Annotated in this window: 15 protein-coding genes and 1 other RNA gene; 4 read left to right on the top strand and 12 right to left on the bottom strand. The window is 56.9% G+C overall.

Annotated elements, in window-relative coordinates:
* Positions 1 to 24 precede the first annotated feature (24 nt).
* The 3 genes from BGIM_RS0129615 to BGIM_RS0129620 form a co-directional block, all read right to left on the bottom strand.
* The gene (locus tag BGIM_RS0129615; RefSeq protein ID WP_020473310.1) at positions 25 to 1,125 is read right to left on the bottom strand and encodes a DUF444 family protein; all 1,101 of its coding nucleotides are present in this window, start codon (positions 1,123 to 1,125) and stop codon (positions 25 to 27) included.
* Between the two features lie 93 nt (positions 1,126 to 1,218).
* Positions 1,219 to 1,314, bottom strand: an RNA gene (ffs, locus tag BGIM_RS59945) — signal recognition particle sRNA small type.
* A 20-nt stretch (positions 1,315 to 1,334) separates the two neighbouring features.
* A complete protein-coding gene (locus BGIM_RS0129620; RefSeq protein ID WP_020473311.1) occupies positions 1,335 to 3,371 on the bottom strand; it encodes a PrkA family serine protein kinase in 2,037 nt (678 codons plus the stop codon).
* Between the two features lie 416 nt (positions 3,372 to 3,787).
* Here BGIM_RS0129620 and BGIM_RS0129630 point away from each other — a divergent pair, with 416 nt between their 5' ends.
* The gene (locus BGIM_RS0129630; protein WP_020473313.1) at positions 3,788 to 4,165 is read left to right on the top strand and encodes a hypothetical protein; all 378 of its coding nucleotides are present in this window, start codon (positions 3,788 to 3,790) and stop codon (positions 4,163 to 4,165) included.
* 114 nt (positions 4,166 to 4,279) lie between these two features.
* Here BGIM_RS0129630 and BGIM_RS53050 read toward each other — a convergent pair whose 3' ends face one another.
* From BGIM_RS53050 to BGIM_RS53055, 3 genes are read right to left on the bottom strand one after another with little or no spacing between them, the layout of a single operon-like run.
* Positions 4,280 to 4,903 (bottom strand): SMI1/KNR4 family protein, encoded by a 624-nt coding sequence (locus BGIM_RS53050; RefSeq protein ID WP_157369516.1) that lies wholly within the window; start codon positions 4,901 to 4,903, stop codon positions 4,280 to 4,282.
* The gene (locus tag BGIM_RS0129640; RefSeq protein ID WP_020473315.1) at positions 4,896 to 6,065 is read right to left on the bottom strand and encodes a glycosyltransferase; all 1,170 of its coding nucleotides are present in this window, start codon (positions 6,063 to 6,065) and stop codon (positions 4,896 to 4,898) included. Before BGIM_RS0129640 ends, BGIM_RS53050 begins: the two co-directional genes overlap by 8 nt.
* Complete coding sequence (locus tag BGIM_RS53055; protein ID WP_238537743.1) at positions 6,056 to 7,162, bottom strand: glycosyltransferase; 1,107 nt, start codon at positions 7,160 to 7,162, stop codon at positions 6,056 to 6,058. Before BGIM_RS53055 ends, BGIM_RS0129640 begins: the two co-directional genes overlap by 10 nt.
* A gap of 185 nt (positions 7,163 to 7,347) precedes the next feature.
* Between BGIM_RS53055 and BGIM_RS0129650 the strand changes: the two genes are divergently transcribed.
* The gene (locus BGIM_RS0129650) at positions 7,348 to 8,229 is read left to right on the top strand and encodes a HEAT repeat domain-containing protein (RefSeq protein WP_157369517.1); all 882 of its coding nucleotides are present in this window, start codon (positions 7,348 to 7,350) and stop codon (positions 8,227 to 8,229) included.
* Positions 8,230 to 8,267: 38 nt separating this feature from the next.
* Here the strand turns inward: BGIM_RS0129650 and BGIM_RS0129655 are convergent, their stop codons facing one another.
* Entirely contained in the window at positions 8,268 to 9,518 is a 1,251-nt protein-coding gene (locus BGIM_RS0129655; RefSeq protein WP_020473318.1) for a glycosyltransferase family 4 protein, read from the bottom strand.
* A 134-nt stretch (positions 9,519 to 9,652) separates the two neighbouring features.
* Here BGIM_RS0129655 and BGIM_RS0129660 point away from each other — a divergent pair, with 134 nt between their 5' ends.
* Positions 9,653 to 10,672 carry a hypothetical protein gene (locus BGIM_RS0129660; RefSeq protein ID WP_020473319.1) on the top strand — a complete coding sequence of 340 codons (1,020 nt, stop codon included), beginning with the start codon at positions 9,653 to 9,655 and terminating at the stop codon, positions 10,670 to 10,672.
* Positions 10,673 to 10,798: 126 nt separating this feature from the next.
* Here the strand turns inward: BGIM_RS0129660 and BGIM_RS0129665 are convergent, their stop codons facing one another.
* The 5 genes from BGIM_RS0129665 to BGIM_RS0129690 form a co-directional block, all read right to left on the bottom strand.
* Complete coding sequence (locus BGIM_RS0129665) at positions 10,799 to 13,192, bottom strand: HEAT repeat domain-containing protein (protein ID WP_020473320.1); 2,394 nt, start codon at positions 13,190 to 13,192, stop codon at positions 10,799 to 10,801.
* Between the two features lie 214 nt (positions 13,193 to 13,406).
* On the bottom strand, positions 13,407 to 13,919 hold the full coding sequence (locus BGIM_RS0129670) for a hypothetical protein (RefSeq protein ID WP_020473321.1): 513 nt from the start codon (positions 13,917 to 13,919) through the stop codon (positions 13,407 to 13,409).
* 21 nt (positions 13,920 to 13,940) lie between these two features.
* Positions 13,941 to 15,194, bottom strand: a complete 1,254-nt coding sequence (locus BGIM_RS0129675) for an LL-diaminopimelate aminotransferase (protein ID WP_020473322.1) — start codon at positions 15,192 to 15,194, stop codon at positions 13,941 to 13,943.
* Positions 15,195 to 15,259: 65 nt separating this feature from the next.
* The gene (locus tag BGIM_RS0129680; protein WP_020473323.1) at positions 15,260 to 17,455 is read right to left on the bottom strand and encodes a S8 family serine peptidase; all 2,196 of its coding nucleotides are present in this window, start codon (positions 17,453 to 17,455) and stop codon (positions 15,260 to 15,262) included.
* 384 nt (positions 17,456 to 17,839) lie between these two features.
* Complete coding sequence (locus tag BGIM_RS0129690; protein ID WP_020473325.1) at positions 17,840 to 19,552, bottom strand: ABC transporter permease family protein; 1,713 nt, start codon at positions 19,550 to 19,552, stop codon at positions 17,840 to 17,842.
* A 382-nt stretch (positions 19,553 to 19,934) separates the two neighbouring features.
* On the opposite strand from BGIM_RS0129690, the gene BGIM_RS58505 reads away from it, so the two are divergent.
* Complete coding sequence (locus BGIM_RS58505; RefSeq protein WP_020473326.1) at positions 19,935 to 22,613, top strand: serine/threonine protein kinase; 2,679 nt, start codon at positions 19,935 to 19,937, stop codon at positions 22,611 to 22,613.
* Positions 22,614 to 22,650: the final 37 nt, after the last annotated feature.

Raw genomic sequence — 22,650 nt, forward strand, 5'->3', positions numbered from 1 at the left:
AATCCGTTCCTTTTTGGACGATGATTAACGTCCCGTGCTCAGGAACTCCTTGATTGATCCCAAGATGGCGTCCCGGTCGGGGACTTTGCTGACCACAATCTTTTCCTCGGCCGCCGCCAGTTCGGCGATGTGATCGAAGAACTCGCCGCTGCCGTAAGGGCTTTCCACCTGCCCGTAGCCGAACAAATTCACTTTTGGAAGCAACTGCTTCGACAGGATTTCCAGACACTTGGGCACATCATCGCCCCAGTTGTCCCCGTCCGAGAAGTGGAACGCATACACGTTCCAATCATTGGGAGGATACCGGGAGTCAATGATCTTGTTCGCCAGTTCGTAGGCCGAGCTGATTTTGGTCCCGCCGCTTTCGCGGGTGTGGTAAAACGTGTGTTCATCCACCTCGCGGGCCACGGCATCATGGACGATGTACGCCCGCTCGATCCCCTTGTAGTGCCGTTTGATCCATGTGTCGATCCAGAATGATTCGATGCGGACGATCTCTTTCTGCTCATCCGTCATGGAACCGGACACATCCATCATGTAGATGATGCAGGCGACCGATTCTGGCTGGGGAGTGACCTTCCAGCTTCGATACTGTTTGTCCTCGCGGACCGGGACGACGCGGGGATCATCCGGGACATAGGTGCCCGAGGAAATCTGCCGCTTGAGGGCGTTCTTGTAGGTCCGCTTAAAGTGCCGCAGGGACTCGGGGCCAACCCGGCGAATGCTCGTGTATTTGTCCTTTTCCGAGACGACATTGGCTTTGCCCCTCGGTTCGATCCGGGGAAGGGCCAGTTCTTCGCCGAGAATTTCGGCCAATTCTTCGAGCGTCAGTTCCACTTCGAGGATGTGGCCGCCGGGTTGATCGCCGGCCTTGGGTTCGCCTTCGCCTTCCGGATTGGAAAGAGGCTGGCCGGGCTGGCCTTCGCCGACGCCCACGCCACCGGAGTTTTTGCTTCCGTAACGGAATTGCGGAATCTCAATCGAGGGAAGGGGGATGCTGACGAGGTCGTTCCCCTTTTTGCCGATCATCTCCCCGCGGCTGATGTATTTGCGCAGATCGCTCTTCACCTTCCCGCGAACGATCTTGCGGAAGCGTTGTAAATCGCGCTCGATCTTCTGTCCCACGGTGGATAGCCTCGTGTGGAGGTATGGGTTTACAAAGAAGGTACGAAGGAAGGTCGGTCGGGTTCGGTCGAGAGAGGGTCGGCCGGTGTGATGAAGGATGGGGGTTCCCTGAGCCGCCCGGTACAACACTTATGGCTGCACCTTCCGGCCTGACCAGGTTCATGCATTCCCGTCGGTCAGGCCCCCACCCATCATCACACCGTACCGACTTATTTCTTGGTCTGCCCGCGGGCGAAGATACTCGCCACGAAGGTCAGCACGTCGGTCGCACTTGATTCATTATACCCATAATTGCGGATCAGGCGTTGCTTGACAATATCGATCTTTTCTTGCGTCGCCTTGTCCACAACATTCGAAACCAGAGAAGTCAGCTTGATCGTGTCCTTCTGATCCTCGAACAGTTTCAACTCAAGTGCCTTTTGGAGGCGTTCGTTCGTCTTATAATCGAATTTCTTCCCGTCAATGGCCAAAGCCCCGATGTAGTTCATGATTTCCCGTCGGAAGTCATCTTTTCGGCTGTCGGGAATGTCAATCTTCTCTTCGACGGAACGCATGAGCCGTTCGTCCGGTTCCTCGTAGGCCCCGGTATAACGGTTGCGCACCTTCTCCCGTTGGGTGTACGCCTTCACATTGTCGATATAGTTCGAGCAAAGCCGGGACAGGGCATCCTCGTCGGCGGCGATGGCTCGTTGCACCTCGTTCTTCACCACATCTTCGTACTCTTCTTTGACGACCGAGAGAAGTTCCTTGTAGTGCTTCAAAGTATCTTCGTCGGTGATCAGGGCGTGATGACGCAATCCCTCTTCCAACTCCTTGATGACCATGAAGGGATTGATGTTGTCTTCTTCGGGATGAGCCACCAAGGCATTTGAGATTTTGTCCTGAATGTAACGCGGCGAAATCCCCTTCATCCCTTCGCTTGGAGACTCCCGCTTCAATTCGATCACATTGTCTTCGGTGAAGCCCGGCAGCGTCTTGCCGTTGTAGAGCTTCAATTTTTGCATGAGCGTCAGGCTATGGTGCTTCGGCGGTGTGAGCCGGGTCAGCACGGCCCACATCGCGGCCACCTCAATGGTGTGCGGGGCGATGTGCTTGCCCTTCACGCGGTCCCGGCCGAAGTCCTTCTCGTAAATCTTGACTTCTTCACGCAGTTTGGTCACATACGGAACGTCGATCTTTACGGTCCGGTCGCGGAGGGCTTCCATGAACTCGTTGTTCTGAAGCCGCCGATACTCCGGTTCGTTCGTGTGGGCGAGAATCACCTCGTCGATGTCCGTCTGGGCGAATTTCTTCGGCTTGATCTTGTGTTCTTGCGACGCCCCCAACAAGTCATAGAGGAACGCCACGTCGAGCTTCAACACTTCGATGAATTCGACAAGGCCGCGGTTGGCAATGTTCAGTTCGCCGTCGAAGTTGAAGGCCCGCGGATCGCTGTCCGAGCCATACTCCGCGATTTTGCGGTAGTTGATGTCCCCGGTGAGTTCCGTCGAGTCTTGGTTCTTTTCGTCCTTCGGCTGGAACGTGCCGATTCCGAGCCGGTCCTGTTCGGAGAGCAGGAAACGATGAACCTTGATGTCTTCCAGCACCCGCTGCCAGTCACCGTTGTATTTTTGCAGTCGTTCGTTAAACATTTGACGGCAAAACGGGCAGGACTCGCTTCGGATGGTGATTTCAAAATCACCTTTTTTCTTGTTGTTCAACTCGGCCAATAAGCGTGGACGCAGTTCCTTCGGGATCAGGTTCAGCGGGTCTTCGTGCATCGGGCACTTTTGATAAGTGCCGTCCGCCATCTTCCAAGAGTAGGAATAGATCGCCCCGGCCTCGGAGCGGGAATATTCTTCCAACCCTCGCTTGATGAGCCGGGCAATCGTGCTTTTGGAGGAACCCACCGGTCCGTGAAGCAGCAGAACCCGTTTTTCGGTTCCGTAGCCTTGGGCGGCCGATTTGAAAGTGTTCACTAATTGCATAATGGTGCGGTCGATGCCATAGATGGCATCCCCGTGCCGGGCGGCGAAGTCGGTGAAAAACTTAAACCGCGTGACCTTTTCTTTGTTCTCGTAGGTGTCCTCGGTCCCGTGGCTGAGGATCATTTCGTAGAGGCGCTGGTAGGCGGTGCGGGTCAGGCGGGGATTTTCGACAACGAGATCGAGGTAATCGCTCAGCGAACCTTCCCAATGGAGTTTCTGATAATCCGTGATATCGAGATCGGATCGGAGGTCCGCGAGGAAGGTATTTCCGTTGGCCATGGATGTCACTCCTTGTTCTGTGTGCGGGCGGAAAGATCCCCGTCAATGGGGAACACAACGAATCGACGGTCTTCCGGTGGGACTTCCGGGGTATGTTTTCAGTTCGGGTCGCGCACGCGGTTTTTTAAGGGAGAGGAGAATCGCGTCTGGCGTTCGACTGATTATAAGTATTTTAACGGCCAATCCGATTGAATGGAATGCGGACTCGCCGCAACTTCTCCAGAAAACCCCGATCCCCGGAGTTTTCGTCCCACATTTTCACCATACCGGACACAAGCAGGCGGGTTTCGTGCATTCCTTGGCTGTCCCGGTATCATGGGACGCGGAGTCGCTCTAGACTTGCCTGGTTTGCCAAGTTATAGAGTAGCCTGCGAAAACTGTTCAAGTTAAAGTCTCCCGAGTGGAAGGATACTCTCATGCGGAACATTCTGGCTCTTGTCGGCGGCGTCACCGTCACATTTTTGGGCCTTGGCTGGTATCTCGGTTGGTACAAGATTGACAGCAATCCCTTGCTCGGCCGGCAGAACGTGCATGTGGAAATCAATCCGGAAAAGATCACCCAAGACGTGAAGAAGGGCGCGGTGATTGTCGAGCAGGGGGTCGAAGACTTTCGCAACAGGCAGGATGCCAAGCCCGCCCCGTTGACAACGCCCCAAGGGCCGGCTAGCGATTTCTTCGGCCCGTCGTCCACGGCCAACAGCCAAAGTTCGTTTGCCCCTCCGTCGTTCGGCAACAACAAGCCGGCCGCCCCGGCTGATGACAGTTTGTTTGGGATTCGCCTGCCGCGAAAGTAAGTCAATTGTGTTCCATCAATCATGCTCAGCAACGGCGGAGAGCTGAGGCTATGCGCTTGGAAAAACAGTCAAGCTCCCGCCGTCTGCCGTAGTGCTTGGTTCAACTTGCCTATGTTACGGGAACTGGCCCGCGCTGTTGTCAAGCACACATGCCCCGCCCGCCCACCGAACGCTCAGGAACCGCTCAATATCCCAGAACGGAACACGCCGCACTGTCTCGGGGATCGGCCAGACGCCGACATCCTCACGGGCCAGGAACTCGTGGATCAGGTAGTCCCGCAGATCCACCCCGTAGTAGATGATGTCCGTCTGGTGGACGGAAAACACCGGGTTGCCCGCAGCGTGCGGCTCCGATGGCATCAGTCGGTGTTTGTAAATCGGGATCAGTTTCGGAGCAGCGGACACCAACTCGCCCGCAATCCGTTGGGCCTCCCCAAGCGACGCCGACCGCGGTCCCCATTCGTCTAGCCAGAACCCGTTGTGTTCGATGTCGAACAGGATGCCACGACGAGGGAGTTCGAGCCACCTTCGGAGGGCAACCTCCTCGCCGTCTCGCCAGTCGGGAAAGTCTCCGCCGACGGGCAACCCGGCTTGGAGGAACGCCCGCAGGTCCGGCGGGAACCGGAACCCATGCCGCGACTCGACGGCCGCCACTTCGGCATCTGTCAAACCCGGCTCGAATTCGACTCCATTATTGCAGAGGATTCCGACGATGTCACCCCACATCGCGTCAGCCATCTGCCGTTCCTCCGCCATCGAACAGGCTTTCGTAAAACCGATGGAATTCTTCCAGCATCCGTTCACGCGAATAATTTTCCTCAACACGTCGTCGGGCGGATCGACTGATCGCCCGGCCCAAGTTTGGTTCTTGCAACATTCGCCGGACGGCCGATTCCAAGGCCGGTTCGACTCCGGCCGGGATAATCAATCCATCAACCTCATTGCGGAGCAGCGTGGCGTTCGCGCCGACATTCGTGGCGATGATCGCCCGTCCGGCGGCCATGTATTCCAGCACGGCATTCGACAACGATTCCGAATGCGAAGGCAGCACAGTCACATCAAGGCTTTCCAGAAACGCCGGGATGTCCCGCAGCGAACCTCGCAAAATCACGCGGCCTTGCAGATTATTCTCCGCGATCAGACGTTCCAAACTTGCTCGCTGATCCCCTTCGCCAGCCACCTCAAGCGTAATCTTCGGATGGTCTTTCATCACGCGAGCCATGACCCGGATCAACCCGTCCACATTCTTCACGGGGCGAAGGTTGCCCACCATGCCAAACTTCACCGCCGGTTGATTTAGTTCCGGCCATCGCCGGACGGGGAAGCGATCAAGATCCACGCCGTTGGTGATGACGGACACGTTTCGTTCGGCCAAGTGTTCGGATTGGATGATCGCTTCACGGCCCTCGGAACTGTTGGTGAGCGTTCGCGCACAGGCTTTTCCGACCAACCGCCCCAACCAGCGATGTTTGCGGGTCATCCAGTAACCGACGTTGTTTCGCACCCGGACGACCCGGCGAATCCCGGACAATCTGGCGAGCGGCACGGCAAAGTAAGTGCTGTCCAGAAAGTAGGTCTGAACAATTTGAACCCGATGAGTCTTCCAAAATCGGCGAAGATCCAGTGCCGCAGAGAACGCCTGCCGGCCCATCAACCGATTCACCCCCAAGACGATCATCGGGCAATCATCGGGAATCATTGCCCGGAACGTTTCATCCATTCGTTTCAGAAGACACAGCACGGGCCGAATGCGGGAACGATCCAATCCCCGGATCAACGCAAGTAATTGCGTTTCCGTGCCGGCTTGGTTCAATTCATCAATCACGAAACAGACCGTGATCGGTGCCGATGTCCTTGAAACCACATTCGATGGCGTCAGTTTGGGAAGCATCATCCGCATGATTGCATTACCTTTGATTTGCGAGCGGAACCAAGCCGGTCAATGAGTTGTCGATAGGCCGATGCCTGGGCGGCGAAACTGAAATTCGCCTCCGCATTTTCTCGGGCCGCGTCACCCATCGCCGATCGCCGGGCGGGGTCTTTCGCCAGCCGGATCAAGGCTTCGCTCATCGTGTTCACGTCTCCCGAGGGAACAAGCCAGCCGGTTTGCCCGTCGATGATTGCCTCCGGCGTCCCGCCAACCCGTGTGGCAACGCTGGGAATGCCAGCGGCGGCCGCCTCCAGCACCACGTTCGGGAGACCCTCGGTGAAGGAGGGGAGCAACAAGACATCCGCCTCCGACATCAGTCGATCAATGTCCGAACGAAACCCCAAGAATTCGATGCGGTCGGTCACTCCGCGTTTGCTTGCCTCGGTTTCAATATTCGCCCGAAGCGGGCCGTCGCCTGCCATTTGGAAGCGAACCTCCGGACAAACCCGGCCAACTTTTTCGGCAATGGCCGGAAGAAGTTGAAAACCCTTCTCCGGGCTGAGTCGCCCGGCCGCAAGCACGGTCATTCTGGGGCGGGTTGATCGCCGTGGCTCAAAGTCCGCCAGTCTCGCCGAGTTGTGAATCACCGTCATCTGCCTCGGGTTTACTCCGGTGCGAAGAACCTTCTCGGCCTGTCCGCGAGACACGCACACCACATGATCGAGTCTCTTCAGATTCCAACGGTCCAATCGCTCATAAAGCCGCACCTTCCATGTTTCGGCCGTCCAGCCTCTTGAAACGCCGATGACGGGAACACCCGCCCGGCGCGCGGCGATGCGACCCAACAGGCTCGCCTTGTAACCGTGGGTGAACAGGACATCCGCATCAACCAAATGAACGCTGATATCCCGGATGGATTGACGAAAAGCGGGACTGTCATGATCCAGTTCGACGCCCGTGAACTCGGCCTGTCGCACATGGCGAAGAAAGTCTTCGCAGCGACCATTTTCGGAGAAGCTGACGAAAGTGGTGTCGATATCCGGGCGCAGATGCTCGGCCAACCCGAGCATTTGACGTTCCGGCCCGCCAAAAAACGTACTGGCGGTGAGATGGACAATCCGTGTCAAGATATTCCACATCCCCGGGCGAGTCTGTCAGAAGGATGGAATGTACCCAAATTGCCTGACCGCTGTCGAGGGCAATCATGAGAGCAATTGCCCTTGATCATTTTTTTTGCCCGTCGTATGGCGGGCCGATCAGGAATTGTGTCCAGACGATTCCGCGGATCGCCACGGAAGGCGAGGGGGCTGCGGTGATTCGATCAATCTCACGTCTTCTATTGGCCGTTGCGGGCTGTTTTGCCCTCGGAATGACCGGCTGCGCGGGGACATACGACCTCGTCACCAGCCAGCGTTTCCGGGCGGACCCGTTCGGGACCATGTTCAAATCCAGCGATCCCATGACGGTTCTTGAATCGAACCCCGAGGGTGACGAGCGCGTGCGGGCCATGCGCGACCTGAAGGAACCGAAACGCAATGGCGGTTCGGATGCCGAACAGGATAAAGTCGTCGGCATCCTGCAAACGAGCGCCACGACGGATCGCCGGCCCTTGTGTCGGCTGGCGGCTGTGGAGGCGATCTCAAAGTTTGACGACAAACGCAGCGTCCCGATTCTGCTGGCGGCTTACCAAAACGCCCCATATGACGCTCCCCCGGAGCCAGGCCAGGACATCACATTGGCAGGCGGGGGAAGGAACTCGCGAATCCCGACCTCGACGTTCACGCCGGAAACCGTCACGGTTTTGCAATGCACCGTTCTGCAATCACTTGGCAAGTACCGCGATCCGGAAGGGTTGAGGCTGCTTTGTGAAGTGGCTTTGAGTCCGACTCCCAAGAAGAAACTTCTGGTCGAGCAGGCCAGTTTCCTCGGGGAACACATGGGGCCGACCGAATCAGACCGCATGGATGTGCGAATGGCCGCGATTCGATCACTCGGAAATTACGAAGGCGATCCCAAGGCGGCCCAAGTGTTGGTGTCGGTGATGGAAACCGAGCGTGATGTCGCCGTTCTCGGGCGAACGCACGAAGCCTTGGTGAGCGTCACCGGCCAGGATTTGCCGGCCGATCCGAAGGCTTGGACCGAGTGGCTGGCGACCGGGGGCAAAATGCGGAAGAAATCTGGTTTGTTCCGTTAATCGCTTGCGGGGAAGCGGCCCAAACGCCTCCCCGGTTCTCAACCTGACACTTCGCGATAGATCCCGGTCATTTGTTTTGCCTTGGCGCTCCATGTGTGCAACCGGGCGACCGTGGCGACCGCCGCCTCGCCCATTGCCCGGCACGCTTCGGGCGATTCGGCCATTTTTTCCATCGCGGCCTTCAACGATTCAATCAGCGGTTCTCGCGTCCGCATCGGGAGTTTGATCCCGGTGTGCGCGTCGATTAACTCACTCGGACCGCCGTAATCGACGATCAGGCTCGGCAATCCGCTGGCCATCGCCTCCAACACCACGCCGCCGCCGAACTCGCGCAAACTTGGGAACACGAAGGCTTGGGATTCTCGAAACTCTCGCGCGAGTTCCGTCTGGGGAAGTTGGCCGAGAAACTTGACGCATTCCCCGAGGTTATTTTGCCGGACAAACTCCTCATGTTGCAGACGGTCGGGACCGTCGCCGATCACGCGAAGTTCGGCCCGCTGCAACCGAGGAGAACGCCGGATGGCTTCCAAGGTGAGGCCGAGTCCCTTGTAGGGAACAAGTCGCCCGGCCGTCACGAATCGGAATTTGTCTTTGGGAGGAGTCCAGCCGGCCGCCAGCGGAAACCGGGCCGGGTCGACGCCGTTTTCCGGGTGAAAGAACCGTTTGCCGTGGAAGAAGCGGGGGATTTCACCGGCCGTTGAGTGGCTTGCCGCGATCACTCCCGCGAGATGGCGATACGTGGAACGGTGATACGGCAGAAGTTTGTAGCCGTTGCGAAGGGGGACGAGCCATTCACGTTCCCGCCGGACTAATTCGGGAAATTCCTTCGGCCACGGCAGGCCGCCGTTCAATGGCCCGGCGATCATCGGCACATTCGTGCGGCCGGCTAGGGGACTGACGGCCGTGGGGGAAAGCGGCGTCACCCGGTGGATCAGGTCATACTCGCCGCGTTGCAACGCCCGCCCAAAACGGGCGGCGAGCATTTTCTCGAAGACCACATAACTCGGCCAGGCCATCGCCGTGTCGATGGTCCAACTGAGTTGATTGCCGCCGCGAAGCAGTTTGGCCAGTTTGTAAGCCGGGGCGGCGATGAATTCGTTGTCGATGTATTCGATGCGGGCCTTCGAGCCGAGATCCGATTGGGCAATGCCCGCTTTGTTCCGGATGTGCGTCACGATGGTAAGTTGCAAATCCGGCTGGTCGGCCAACGCTCTGGCCCAGTTGTGGCCCACCAGCGGCACGCTGGTCCAAGTCGGGTTGCAGGCTTCGGCAATCAGTAATACTCGCATGTTTCTGGTATACCGGCCGCCGGATGAATTTTGGAGGAGTCGGCCGGCTGGTGAGAACTTGCTAACACTTTTCGCCAACGCCGGGCGATTGTTCGCGTTGTGTCGGCATCATTTCACGCCGAGGAGCCAATTCCATGCGTCATGTGTGTTGCGTCACGCTGATGTTTGCCGCCTGCCTGTCTGTCGGAGGGTTGTCACGGTCATCACACGCCGCCCCCCTGCCGGAAAAGAAAACGATTCCCAACGATTCCGTCAAAATTGCGGAAACGCTTGTGGAGCGGTTCGATATCGACAATGGCATTGACAAGATGCCATTCAAAGAAGTGTTGGCCATGTTTGAGGAACGCTTGGGCGTGACCATCATCGTGGACGTCAAGGCTCTCATTCCGAATGGCGAAGAAGATGCCGCCGCTTCGTTGAAGGATTTGGAAAATCGGAAAATCACCATCCCGGCGATGAAGAAAGTTCGTGGTGAAACCGTATTGAAGTATGTTTGCGATCAAGTCAATGTCGTGACCGTGATCGAGAGCGACCATATCCGGATCACCAACGCCGCCGCCAAAGAATTTGTGACTGGTGAAACCAATCCGATTCAATCGATTTCCACCGCCGGCCAAAGTGACATGGAACCAATGGCCCGCGACGAACGAGTCCGCCTCACGCCGACGATGACCCTGAGCTTTGAACAGAAAACACTTGCCGAGGCGGTCAAACATCTCGCCGATCGGAGCGGGCGAAACATCATCCTGTCAGCCAGCGCCAGACCGCAATCCAGCGCCGTGGTGAATCTGACGATCTCCAACGTGCCTTTTGAAACTGCCGCGATGTCTCTTGCCGAGGCGGCGGGATTGCGCGTGGTCAAACAAGGCAACGTGGTGATGATGGTCTCTCAAGAACGCTTCAAGGAACTGACCCCGCCCACCCAAGCGCAATCGATGGTTCATTTTCAGGGACCGACCGGGGCGGTCTATAACTTGGAAGAACTTGAAGTCGTTGGCAAATTGATGAACGGCATCAAACCCACCGATTCGGAATTGCTGAAACGAGAAGTTGAAAAATTGAAGCAAGAGCGATTGGCCGCTGAAACCAGTCGAAAGGAATTGCTGGAAAAGATCGATCAACTCAAGCAAGAACTTGGCAAAAAGAAGCCATAATGGCAGAAGTTTTCACTTCTCATGAAGTGAGCAGAGGCAGGCTGGATTTTCCATCCCGTCGAACTTGTCGGACGAAAAATTCCGGCCTGCCTCTCCAAAGTCATTTTCCTTCAGTCGTGAGAGAACTCACGACGCTTCTTCCATCATCTTCTTGTCCGGCACAATTCTCTCCAACGCCTTTCTGGCTGCTTCCCTCAAGACAACGTCATCCGCATCGGCGGCCTCGCGAAGTTTCGGGACGGCCACGATGGCCTCCGGACCATAGGCCCCGAGAGCCTCGGCAGCGGATTTGCGAATCTGCTTGTCAGCGTCCTTCAGCAAATCCGTGATGGGGGAGATCGCCGGTTTTGTCAGCAGGGGAAGCCGGCCGCATACGGTCACCGCTTTTTCGCGGATGGAGACGCCATTCTTCGGGGCGGGGTTTTTGTCTTTCAGGGCTTCTAACAAGTCGGGGAGGGCTGGTTTGGCCTTGTCTCCGATCAGCACCAATCCATCCATTGCCGCCATGCGGGTGGCCGTCGGGAGCTTGGGTTTTAGGTTCTCGAAGATCACGCCCGCATTTTTATCCGCGTCGATTCCCAGCACGACCAGTGCGGCGGCGCACCAGATTTTCAAATCCGGGGCCTTGGTGGAGTCCATCATCGCTTTGATGTCGGGAGCACTCGCGGCCGCTTTCGGCCCGTAGCCTGCGAACGTCCTCAATGTGTCGATTCGCACTCCCGTTGTGCTGTCTTTCAATCGTTCGGCCAATAATTTTCCGATGGCCGAGTCATAGGGGGCGATCTTCCCCAGGCACAGGACCGCCGCCGAACGCAGTTGAGGGGAATCTCTGTCGGACGCAAATTTGGTCACCGCCGGGATGGCTTCTTTCGCGGCCGAGCCGATGCCGCCCAGCGCGGAAAGAATGGCCGTTCGTTCTTCCGCATGCGTGTTTGCTTCGTTCAGCAACTTCACCAACGGGCCAACGGCTTCCGCCGCCCCCGGCCCGATGGAAGAAATGGCTTGGGCAGTTTCGATCACCACGTTCCGGTCGTTGGAGCCCAACAGTTTAATAAGAGTTGGAACAGCCGTTGGCTGGGTCGAACCGATCACTCTCAATGTTTGAACGGCTTCCCGAGAAACATCCATGTCCTTCGATTCAGCCAGTTTTGCAACCTCCGGAGCGGCATCTTTGGCACCGGGGCCGATGATCCGCAGGACAGACAACGCGGATCGTTGGATTCCTATTTCCGGGTCAGCCAGAAGTTCCCGTAACGCGGGAACTCCCGAAACCGCCTTTGGTCCCAGAATCCTCAACAGGCTCACTCCTCGCGAGCGATCATCTTTATCTTCACTCTTTAGCATTTCCAACGGTTGTTTTATCATCGCCTCCGGCTCGGCTCCAAGCCTGATGGCCGCTTTCATCAACTCCACATAGACGTACATCTGGCCCGAGGGAAGATTACGTTCGGCCAAGAGGGCTGTCTGCACTTCTGGCAATAGCTCCTTCGACGCGGCATTCAATGGAATGCCGCCGAACACCAAAGCGGCTTGGTATCGAATAATGGCCTGATCGCTTTTCAAAAGCGGCAACACTTGGGGAGTGGCCGCCATCCCGAGTTTTCGGAGGGCCAACACCTGCCCCGGAACCGGGGGGGAACGATCGTTGGGATCTTTCCTGATTAGAATTTTTTCAATGTCATCGACCGTCGCTTTTTGCAGCAATTCCACAAGATCAGGGATGGCCGCCTCGGCATTTTTCCCCAAGCCCGCCAGAGCCTCGGCCGACCGGTTCTTCACGTAACTGAGTTGGTCCCCCGAAAAGCTTTCCGGGGCCGTCCGTTTCAGGGCGGCGACCAGATGGGGAACCGCATCTGCTCCGGTCGGTTTGTTGATCGACAAGGAAGCGGCCGCGTCCGAGGCAACCCCGGAATCGTCGCTGAGGAGCAATTTCAAAATGGTCGGCGAGGCGGGAGCTTTTGATTTTTCGAGCGCCCGATAAGCCGCCGCGCGGACGGCCATTTCCTTGGCCCCGGCCAGCGGCGCGATGTCTTCGGCAAAGGGTTTGGCGTCGATTCCCATCATCATGAAGGCGTTGGCGGTGTGTTCCCGCACGGTCGGCTTCGCATCTTTCAAGCCAGCCTTCAACAAATTGACCCCGTCCGAAATGAGGGCGGTTTTTCCCTTCGGTCCGAGTTTCAGCAGGGCCATCACAGCGGCCTCGCGCGTGCTGTTGGCTTTCTCGGTCAAGGTCTCACCCAAACCACCGGAATTGGGATCTTTCAGGGCTTCAATCAGCGTGGGGATGGGATTGTCCCCGCGGGCATCGATCTGCATCGCCATGTCGATGGCCGTTTGCAACCGTTCCGGGCGGGTGTTCTTGAGGGCGGCCGCCAGTTTGGAGACATCCGGTCCGGTCGGCTCGGCGACGGTTTCTGCGGGAACAGTTTTTGGCGCCGCCTGTGGTTTGTCGGACGATTTGCCACAGCCTGCCAGCGTTCCACCGACCGCCAGCCCGAACAGAAAGGTTCGCCACTTCATGATGAATCCAACAAGGGATGAGATGGGAAGTTGGATTGTCGCCGATCACGGAAGGGAACTCAAGCATGTCCTTGGAAAAAGGGGAAATCGTCACGAACCGCTTATTGATAACGGCAAGAAAGAAGCCACAGGTCTTTGACCAGTGGCTTCGAGGAAAAGACGTTGTCCCACTGAAAGGTATGAAAACACTCAATCAGTGGAAGTGTTTCACATATCAGTCCGTGGTGTCCAATTTGAAGGATTCCATGAACTTTTTCGCATCTTTGCCATCCACGAAATCCTTCGGGCCGGCGATGAGAATTTGATAAAACCCCTTCGGGCTAATGATCCACCTGGCCCGATAGATTCCACCCACGACTTCAAGATCCACGTCCTTGGTGGGCAGTTCACCCATCAGTCCGTTGGTTTCAGCCAGCACCTTGGGATTGCCGAGGGTCTTGACGAACGCGTCTCGGGTGGTCTTGAACTTGGTGTCAACCCAATCCTTGTTGGAAGGATCAACGGTCGCCGAGAAAAAGTTGACTTGGGTCATGTAAAGAGCCTTGCCGTCCATAGCTCCCAGCATGGTCTGCAAGCCATTCCCATCAACGGCTTTCTCAATCACCTTGCCGGGGAAAGATACTTCGTACTTTCCCTTCTTCGAGATGATCTTTGTCCATGCGGTTGCCTCATCGGCGGCGATTGTGCCGACTAAAAACATCAGTGTCAGCCCGGTGAGCAAACGCATGGTTTTCTCCAGTTTTGAGATTCAAAACTTCAGCGCCAGCTTGCCCAGACGACTGACGGTTTCAGCCATCAGGGCATCCTCGGCCGCTTCGTCGGCGGCGATGTATGTCGCCGAGAACCGCAGGAAAGAGCCTGCGTCGTCCCACGGGACGCAGCACACCGATTGTTCGTGGATCAGATATTGGGAGGCTTCCTCGGCATTCGCAAAGGTTCTTCCCACGGCTCCGGTCGGAGATTTGGCGTAGAGGAAATATGTTCCTCCGGGCATCGTGCATTGGAAGCCGACCTTCTGAAGGGCGGCGACGAGTTTGGTGAGCCGACGGCGATACTTTTCCCGTACTTGCTCCGGGATGGCCGGGGTGCGAAGGGCGGTGGCGGCCGCATTTTGGATCGCCATGAACTGGCCGCTATCGCTGTTGTCTTTCACGTCCGCGTAAGCCTGGACAATCTTCGGATGGCCGCAGACCCAGCCGAGTCGCCAGCCGATCATGTTGAAGCCTTTGGACATGGAATGCACTTCCACGCCGACTTCCTTCGCCCCGTCAATTTGGAGGAAACTGAGAGGTTCCCCCTCGTAACTCAGCATGATGTGGGCGGCGTCCTGAACGATCACGATTTGGTTTTTGTGGGCGAACTCGATCACCCGCTTGTAAAAGTCCTTCGTGGCCACCCGGCCGGTCGGACTGTTCGGGTAATTCAGCACCATCAATTTGGCCCGGCGGCGAACATCTTCCGGGATGCCGTCGAGATCGGGGAAGAAGTTGTTCTGTTCCAATAGCGGCAGCCGATGAACCTCGCCGCCGTAATACCGCGTGTGCGTTCCGGCTACGGGATAACCAGGGACGGTCATCAGCGTGATGTCGCCGGGATTGATGAACACCGCCGGAAGCATGGCATAGGCAGGCTTGGAGCCGATGCAGTGACACACTTCCGTGACGGGATCAAGCTTCACGCCAAAATGGCGAAGCATGAACTCGGCGGCGGCTTCCTTGTAGTTCTGGATGCCGTTGTCCGCGTAGCCCCGATTCTCAACCTTGTCCGTTTCCTTCTTCAAGGACTCGCGGACGACGGACGGGGCCATGTCGTCGTTTTCGCCGATGCCGAAATCCAACAGTTGGCGTTCGGGATGATCCGCCAAGGCTTTGCGTTTGGCCCGTTTGATCTTCTCAAACTTGTAGATTTCCGTTCCCTTGCCGTAATTGGCCCCGCCGATTCGCTGGGCAAACAACGATTGGAACCACGGGTCGGGAAGCGCGCTCGTCGAACTGTCGGCCATCGGTCCTGTCTCGAAAGGAGGAAGCAAAGAATAGTTCTAACTCCCCCCAAGCGGTTCGGACAGGATCATGTCCCCGTCGTCTGATTCTTCCTCTGGTTTTCTGCCTGCACGAACGACGCATCCAACAACGGAGCCGGGCTTAAAAACTTGCGTTGATTGGTGACGACGGGCGAGGAAATCACCGGCGTGACGGAGGCCGTTGATGTCGAATTAAAGTTGAGCGACCACGAATTCAGCCGACCCGAATTGCCTTTGTTCACGTCTTCGATGATGAGTTGCCATGTCCCCTTGGCGAGTTTTCCCTTGAACTGGCTCAGGGCCGTTTCCGGCTTGTAAGTTCCCGTGAAGGGAGCCGAGGCGGCCGTGATTTTCTGGCTGGCATCGTCATCGAAGACGGTGTTCGTCAGGTTGGCGCCGGTTCCGCCGCGTTGATTGATGAGGTAAACGCGGGTTCCGTCCGGTCCCAGCAGCGAGATTTTGAGATCTTTGTCTTGAGGATGGGTGATGTTAAGTTGGACATTCACATCACTGATCGTGAAACTCCCGTCGATCTTGATTGTCGAAATCGTCTTGGCATTATCGGCGATCAATTTGTTGACATCCGTAGATGTCACCAATTGACTGGCGGCCAGCGATGTCGAAACGGTGAAGCCATCGGTCGTTTCCCCGGCAATTCCGTCGCCGTCTTGGTCCAGCAGTTTCCCGGCTTTGCTCTTGATCGCGGTTCCCAAAGTCAGCCGATAAGTTCCCAAGGTTTTTTGCGCGGCGAATGTCACGTCGAATTGGGTGTTGTTCATCCCGCTGACAGCCGTCACCGCTTTGATGGCAATGGCTTTTCCATCCGGTCCGAGGAAGGTGATGTCGGCGGCCGTGAATGTTGTCGGGTCGATGGTTTGGTTAAAGGTGACTCGCACGCTGGACAGCGATGAGCCATCGTTGAAAGCCGCCGAACTGACGGTGAGGGGAGTGATGGTCGTGATCGGCGCGGAGATTGAATAATTGATCGCCGCCCCCACGTCGAGCCGGCCGGTGGCCACTTTCCCGGTGAGGCTTGGCAAAATGTCAGCCGTCTTCAAGATCGCATTGATGACCTGCGAGTATGTCCAAGTCGGGTGAGTGTCCCACACAAGGGCAATCGCCCCGGTCACCTCCGGCGCGGCCATTGAAGTGCCGCTGTAGACGCCATATTTGTTCCCCGGCAGCGTGCTGTAAATGTTCGATCCGGGGGCGGCAATCTCCACGGTGTTCCGGCCAAAATTGGAGTAACTCGCCAGCTTGTCGTTCCTGTCCGTGGCGGCGACGGTCACGACGTTGTCCGAGTTGTAATTCGCCGGGTAAACCGGGTTGATGTCGTCGCTCGTTCCGTCATTCCCGGCGGCGGCCACGAAGATCACGCCCTTCGCCTTGGCGGCGGCGATGGCGGCTTGCATCGCCGGGTCGGACCCGCCGCCGGCATAACTGTTGTTCACCACCTTGGCCCCGTTGGCGACCGCGTAATTGAGGGCCTTCACGGCGTTGCTCATGTAGCCGCTGCCGTCTTTGTCCAGGAATTTCAAGGCCATCAGTTGCACATGCCAGTTCACCCCGGCGACGCCGATGCCGTTGTCCCCGACGGCCCCGATGATTCCGGCGACGTGGGTGCCGTGGCCGTTGTCGTCCATCACGTTGGGCGTGTTGTTGACGAAGTTCCAACCGTAGATGTCATCCTTGTAGCCGTTACCATCATCGTCTTTGCCGTTGCCAGCAACCTCTTTGGGATTCTTCCACATGTTCGCGGCCAGGTCCGGGTGGGTGTAGTCGATGCCGCTGTCAATGACGGCGACGATCATTTTGCCGGAGCCGGTGTTGGTGTTCCATGCCTCGGGGGCGTTGATGTCCGCGTTGGCGGTCCCGCCGTCCTGACCGGTGTTGTTTAATCCCCAGAGGTTGCCGAAACTCGGGTCGTTCGGCAGGTTTTCGATCTGAACCTTGTAATCGGGTTGGGCGAACTCGACTGTTGACAGCCCTTTGAAGTAGTTGACGGCCGTGGTGACCGACACGTTGGCATCAAGAGTGAGGTTGAATTGTCCGTTGCCCAAGGCGTCGGAGGCAGTGGTGATCGAACTGGCGTGGGCCAGCCCGTCTTTCCACTTCACGATCACATGGTCGGGATCGTAACTTGTCGTGTCGATGTTTAGCTGGGTGGGGGAGGCCGATGGCTGTTCCCGTGTCTCCAAGTATTCCAAACCGAGCCGGATGCGTGATCGTTGTTTCCCTGTCATGGTCGGCGTCTCCCGTTGCCCGTCTCGGATGCGGAATCAAGTGTGCGGAAGAACACGGTTGCGCCGAACCTTCCCATCGTGCCGGACCTTCGGATGACGAAGACCGAACAGGTGGTCGGGAATATTCCGGTTGTGCCGGTTCTCACAAGAAGCGTAATTCGCCGGGAAGTGTTGTCAAAATTATGAGGACTGATGAGAGGGGTTAAACGGGTTGTTCCGACGGAATGATGGGAGTCTGTGCGGATTATGCGGATTACATGACCGCGTCATTGGCGACGGGAGGAGTTGAACGGGTTGGACCGAAAAATCGGGCGGGAATGGGTGCGTAAAAAAACCGGCTCATACGGGATGAGCCGGTCGCGATGATTTCAGAGATTTGACGGGTTATTTCTTGGGGGACTGGCCGCCCAGTTTCTCGAAGTATTCCTTCACCATGTCCTTCGCGGCTCGGGGAAGGCGTTGCACTTCAACCGCTTCCGGGGCTTCCTGCACGGCCTGCTGAATTTCTCCGGCCATTTCGGCCGAGGATTGTTGCTTGAAAGCGGGGCCGGTGGTTGAACCGCCGTAGCGCTTCTTGCCTTTGGGGTCGAAGAATCCGCGAACTTGGTTTTCCTCGCCCTTTTTCGTCAGGGCGTCTTTGTTTTCCTCTCGTTTGCCGGAGGCTCCCTCGGCATAGCCTTTGGCGTTGTCCTTTTCTCCCCCTTTGCCTTTCTGCTTGCCTTCTCCTTCTCCCTCGCATTCCTTGCAAAGACGATTTTTGAGTTCTTTCAGGTTTTGAAGGTGTTCCTCGACATCATCCAAATCCTTCAGTTGTTCCTGAAGATCCCCAAGTTGTCCGGCGATTTTCTCCATCTGGTCGGCGACGCCGTCGAAGTCTTTTTCTTCAAGAGCTTTCTTCGCTTGCTTCATCGCCTCGGCGAGCTTTTGTGTTTCCTTTGTTTGCGCCATTTCCTGTTGAAGATTATTCAGTTCCCGCTCAAGTGATTCCGCGTCCCGGTTTTCCTTTTTGGCTTTGTTGATGAGATCCTTGAGCTGCTCTTCTTTCTTTTTCTGCTCGCGATTTAGCCGGTCAACGCGGTCCTCCATTTGCTGGATTTCCTTCTTAAGTTGCTCGGCTTCCTTTTCGTTCATGTTCTTGTCGCGGGCTTTCTTCTTGAGCCGGTCGGCCTCTTCTTCGGCTTTTTTGAGATCACCTTTGGCGAGGGCTTCCTCAAATTCCTTTCCCGGACCCTCGGGGCGGGCTTCCCCTTTGCCCAATTGAGTCAGCCCCTCAAGCTGCTGCTGCAATTTCTGAAACTTTTCGGCCATCACTTGTTCGTGCTTCTTTAACATCTCCTCGGCCTTGGCAATCTCGGTGGCCTTCTCGCGGAGTTGCTCCGGTTTGTCGGAGGTTTTTTCTTTGTTGTTGTCCGCGTAGAGCTTTTCCAACTCGGCCTGAAGATCCTGAAGTTCCTTGGAATCCTTGAATTGGTTTGGGCGTTCCGCAGGCGGTTTGATGAACGGCCGGGTGTTCAGGGCGGACTTTTCCGGCCCGGTTGTCTCGGCGGTCTGTTCGGCATTGTCGTCGTTGGGATTTCCCTTGGCCCAACTGGTCATCCGGGCGGGATCGTAAAAGAACCACACCAACAGGATGGCCGCCACTTGGGCGGGGATGAACAGCGACCGCCAGCCGAGTTGGACCGGAAACTTGTCCCGAACGGCAATCCGCTCAACCCGTGTGCGGGCATCTTCGATTAACGCGAGCCCGACGGGATTCGCCGCCAGTTCCGGCGGCAGCGAAAATGCGGTGGTCAGGCGTTCTTTCAGGTCAAAACGCTGGTCAATGGCCAGAGCCGTTTCCAAAGAAGAAGGCGCGGAGCGAAAGGTCCGCAGAACGGCGATGGCGATGGCGATTCCCCCGGTTGAACCGAGGACAACCCATCGCCAAACCATCGGTTGGGCAATGTTCAAGAACGGCTCGGCCAGCAACCAGGTAATAAAAAACGCCAAACCGATGCCGAAGGCGATGCCGGCGGTCTGAAGAAATTGTTGGGTGACCAACCGTCGCCGAGCCTGTCGCAACCGGATCTGAAGGCTGTTGACCGGGGTGGCTATCATGAAATGCTCCGAAATGCTCGCCGTTTCGTCATTATGACTGTCTTTGAAACAAGTTCAATGCGATCAAGTGAGATGTCCAGAATTCCGATGGTTCTCGAACCGGGGGATTTTTCCGTGGCCAATCGATGTGTATCATGGTAATCCAGATGCAGATGCCGGGTATGTTCCGGTGTCGCCGGATTAGGTCATGCTTTTAATCAAAAGACTTTGCCCAAAATTCACAACTCCTTTCCCACCGGAACGGAGTGCGTGAACTATAAGATTTTGACGAGAGTGATCAAACATACTGCCTCCCGTCTGAAAAAACTGGTTCCGTGGCAGTCCCCGTGTTCCGCGGTCAAGTCTAGTTCGGCAACAGTAGCAGCCGACAGTAGGTGGGCCGATGCCAGCTCCCACGACGGTTGAAGAATTCGTCGAGTTGATCCGTAAAAGCGCCGTGTTGGATGACAGCCGAGTCTCCGCTTACATTCAAAAGCTGAGGGAATCAGGCGACGGCTCCAAGGATCTCAACTCCATCGCCGGACTGTTCGTCCGTGATGGCCTGCTCACCTATTTCCAGGCGGAGCAATTCCTCCAGGGTCGCTGGAAGCGATTCAACATCGGAAAGTACAAGGTGCTGGAACGCCTTGGTTCCGGTGGCATGGGGCAGGTCTTCCTCTGCGAACACAAGCTGATGCGCCGCCGGGTGGCCGTGAAGGTCCTTCCGACCGCCAAGGCCACGGATCCGTCGTCACTGGAGCGTTTCTACCGCGAAGCCCGTGCGGTCGCGGCGCTCGATCATCAAAACATCGTCCGCGCCTACGACATTGACCAAGACGACAATCTTCACTTCCTCGTCATGGAATATGTGGACGGCGCCAGCCTCCACGACATCATCCGCAAAACCGGGCCGATGGACCCCACGCGGGCGGCCCATTACATTTACTGGTCGGCCATCGGCCTCCACAATGCCCATGAAAACGGCCTGATCCACCGGGACATCAAACCGGCGAACATCCTTGTGGACCGGCAGGGAGTCGTCAAGATTCTCGACCTTGGTCTGGCGAGGTTCTTCAACGACGATCAGGACATGTTGACCAAGAAGTACGATGAAAACGTACTGGGAACGGCCGATTATCTCGCCCCGGAACAGGCAATCGACAGCCATTCGGTGGACGGCCGGGCTGACATCTACAGTCTTGGGGCAACCTTCTACTACATGATGACCGGGCAACCCCCGTTCGCGGAAGGCTCGGTTGCCCAGAAGTTGCTCTGGCACCAGACCCGTTCTCCCAAGCCGGTGACGGAATACCGCAAGGACATGGCTCCCGAACTGGTTCGGGTGCTCGAAAAGATGATGGCCAAAAAGCCGGATGACCGTTACGAGTCGCCGATGGCTTTGGCCGACGCCCTTCTTCCGTTCACACAAACACCCATCGGCCCGCCTCCGGATGAGGAGATGCCGACGCTTTCCGCGGCGGCCATGAATGGCGTTGGCGGTTCTTCCACCGTCACCGCCTCTTCCCGCACGATGGTGACTAGCGCCCCGAGAACACCGGCCACCGGGACGGGAAGTGACCGGCTTCGCGCCAGTACCGCATCCATCGGAGGTTCCGGTTCTGGTTCCAACGGCTCGGCGGTTGCCGATGCCGACACGCAGAAATCAGCGAAGAAACCGCCGCCCCTGCCGGTGATTGAGCCGGTTCCTGATTCGGTTCCGGGGACACCCGTTTGGGAATCCATCGGCGCGGAAACAGAAGATTCCATCAAGGGTGAAGCCGCCCAAATCACGAAAAAGGACCGTTCCGGCAAAAAGATCGACAAACCGGCCCCGTCCGGCAGATCAAAACCGCCGGTGAAGCCGAAGTCGTCCACCAAGCTCAGGAAGCCGCCGCCAAAGCTGCCCATTCCCTTGATCGCCGGTGGCGGGGTTATTTTGCTGGCCGCCGCGATCATTTTGTTCTTCGTGTTCAGGGGAGGAAGCACAAAACCGACCACGGTTGCCACCGGTCCGGATGGCGGGCCGAGGAAAATCGTCCTCACCAAGTCTCCCAACGGGATGCCGCTTCATTACACGAGTTTGAAAGAGGCATCCACTCACCTAATCAAGGGCGATCAGATCGTGATCGCCGATGATGAGTGGGAGGAATTGGGTGAATTAAACAGGGCCGCCAATGTGACCCTTTCAAGCGCTGAAGGAAAGCGAGTGGTTTGGAAAGCTCCGGCCGCCGCGAAGCCCGCGCAAAACGCCCTTTTGGGCATTCATAATTGTGATGGTGTCCGGATTTCAGGCATCACGTTTCAAGGGGGCAACCGCGTCGAATACGGTCTCCGGATCACAGGGCGTTGTGTTGGCGGGATGATTGAGGATGTCGAGTGTTCCGACGCGACGACAGCCAATGTGTTTTTCCGGGATTGCATTGCCGATGCGAATCGACCCTTCATGCTGAAGGGTTGCCGGTTCACTGAATCGGGTGGCGGTGTTGGAAAATCGGCCATCTGGTTTGATTCGACGCCGACGCAGGCAAAGGCCGCTTCGGCCATCCGTCCGGCCAACCGGGAAATCACCGTTCGCGATTGTCAGTTTGGCGGGCCATACGCGGAGGCGGCGATTATTTTTGATGGAAGCATGGTCGGCGTCAGTTTGAACAACAACCGGATTTGGGGAGCCGCCGATGGCATTCTCTTCCATAAACTCCGCGATGAAGTCGAAGTGCAGGCCACCATCAAAAACAACACGTTCTATGGGCTGAAGAACGCGGGCATTCGGATTGCGGACACCGCCACCATCCGAAAACCGGCGAACAAGATCAATGTCGAATACAACTTCTTCGCGAACTCCGGAAGAGTTGTGTTTGCCGATGGGGATCCGAATAACCTCGCTTTTTTCGTAAGGAAGCCGAATTCGAATTTTCGGAAAAAGGGGATGGATCCGGGATTCGTTCAGCTATTCGAGACCGCCGAGATTGAGGTGGATCTGCCGGCTGATCCCGCCAAAAAACCGTTCCTGACCTACGACAAGAACAATCCATTGGCCAAAGCCGGTGACGGTAACCCGGTTGGGGCTTATGGCGTCGATTGAGCAGACTAGGATAACGGAGGGCGATTCCAACCGCCCA

This window comes from Zavarzinella formosa DSM 19928, from assembly GCF_000255705.1.
GTDB lineage: Bacteria > Planctomycetota > Planctomycetia > Gemmatales > Gemmataceae > Zavarzinella > Zavarzinella formosa.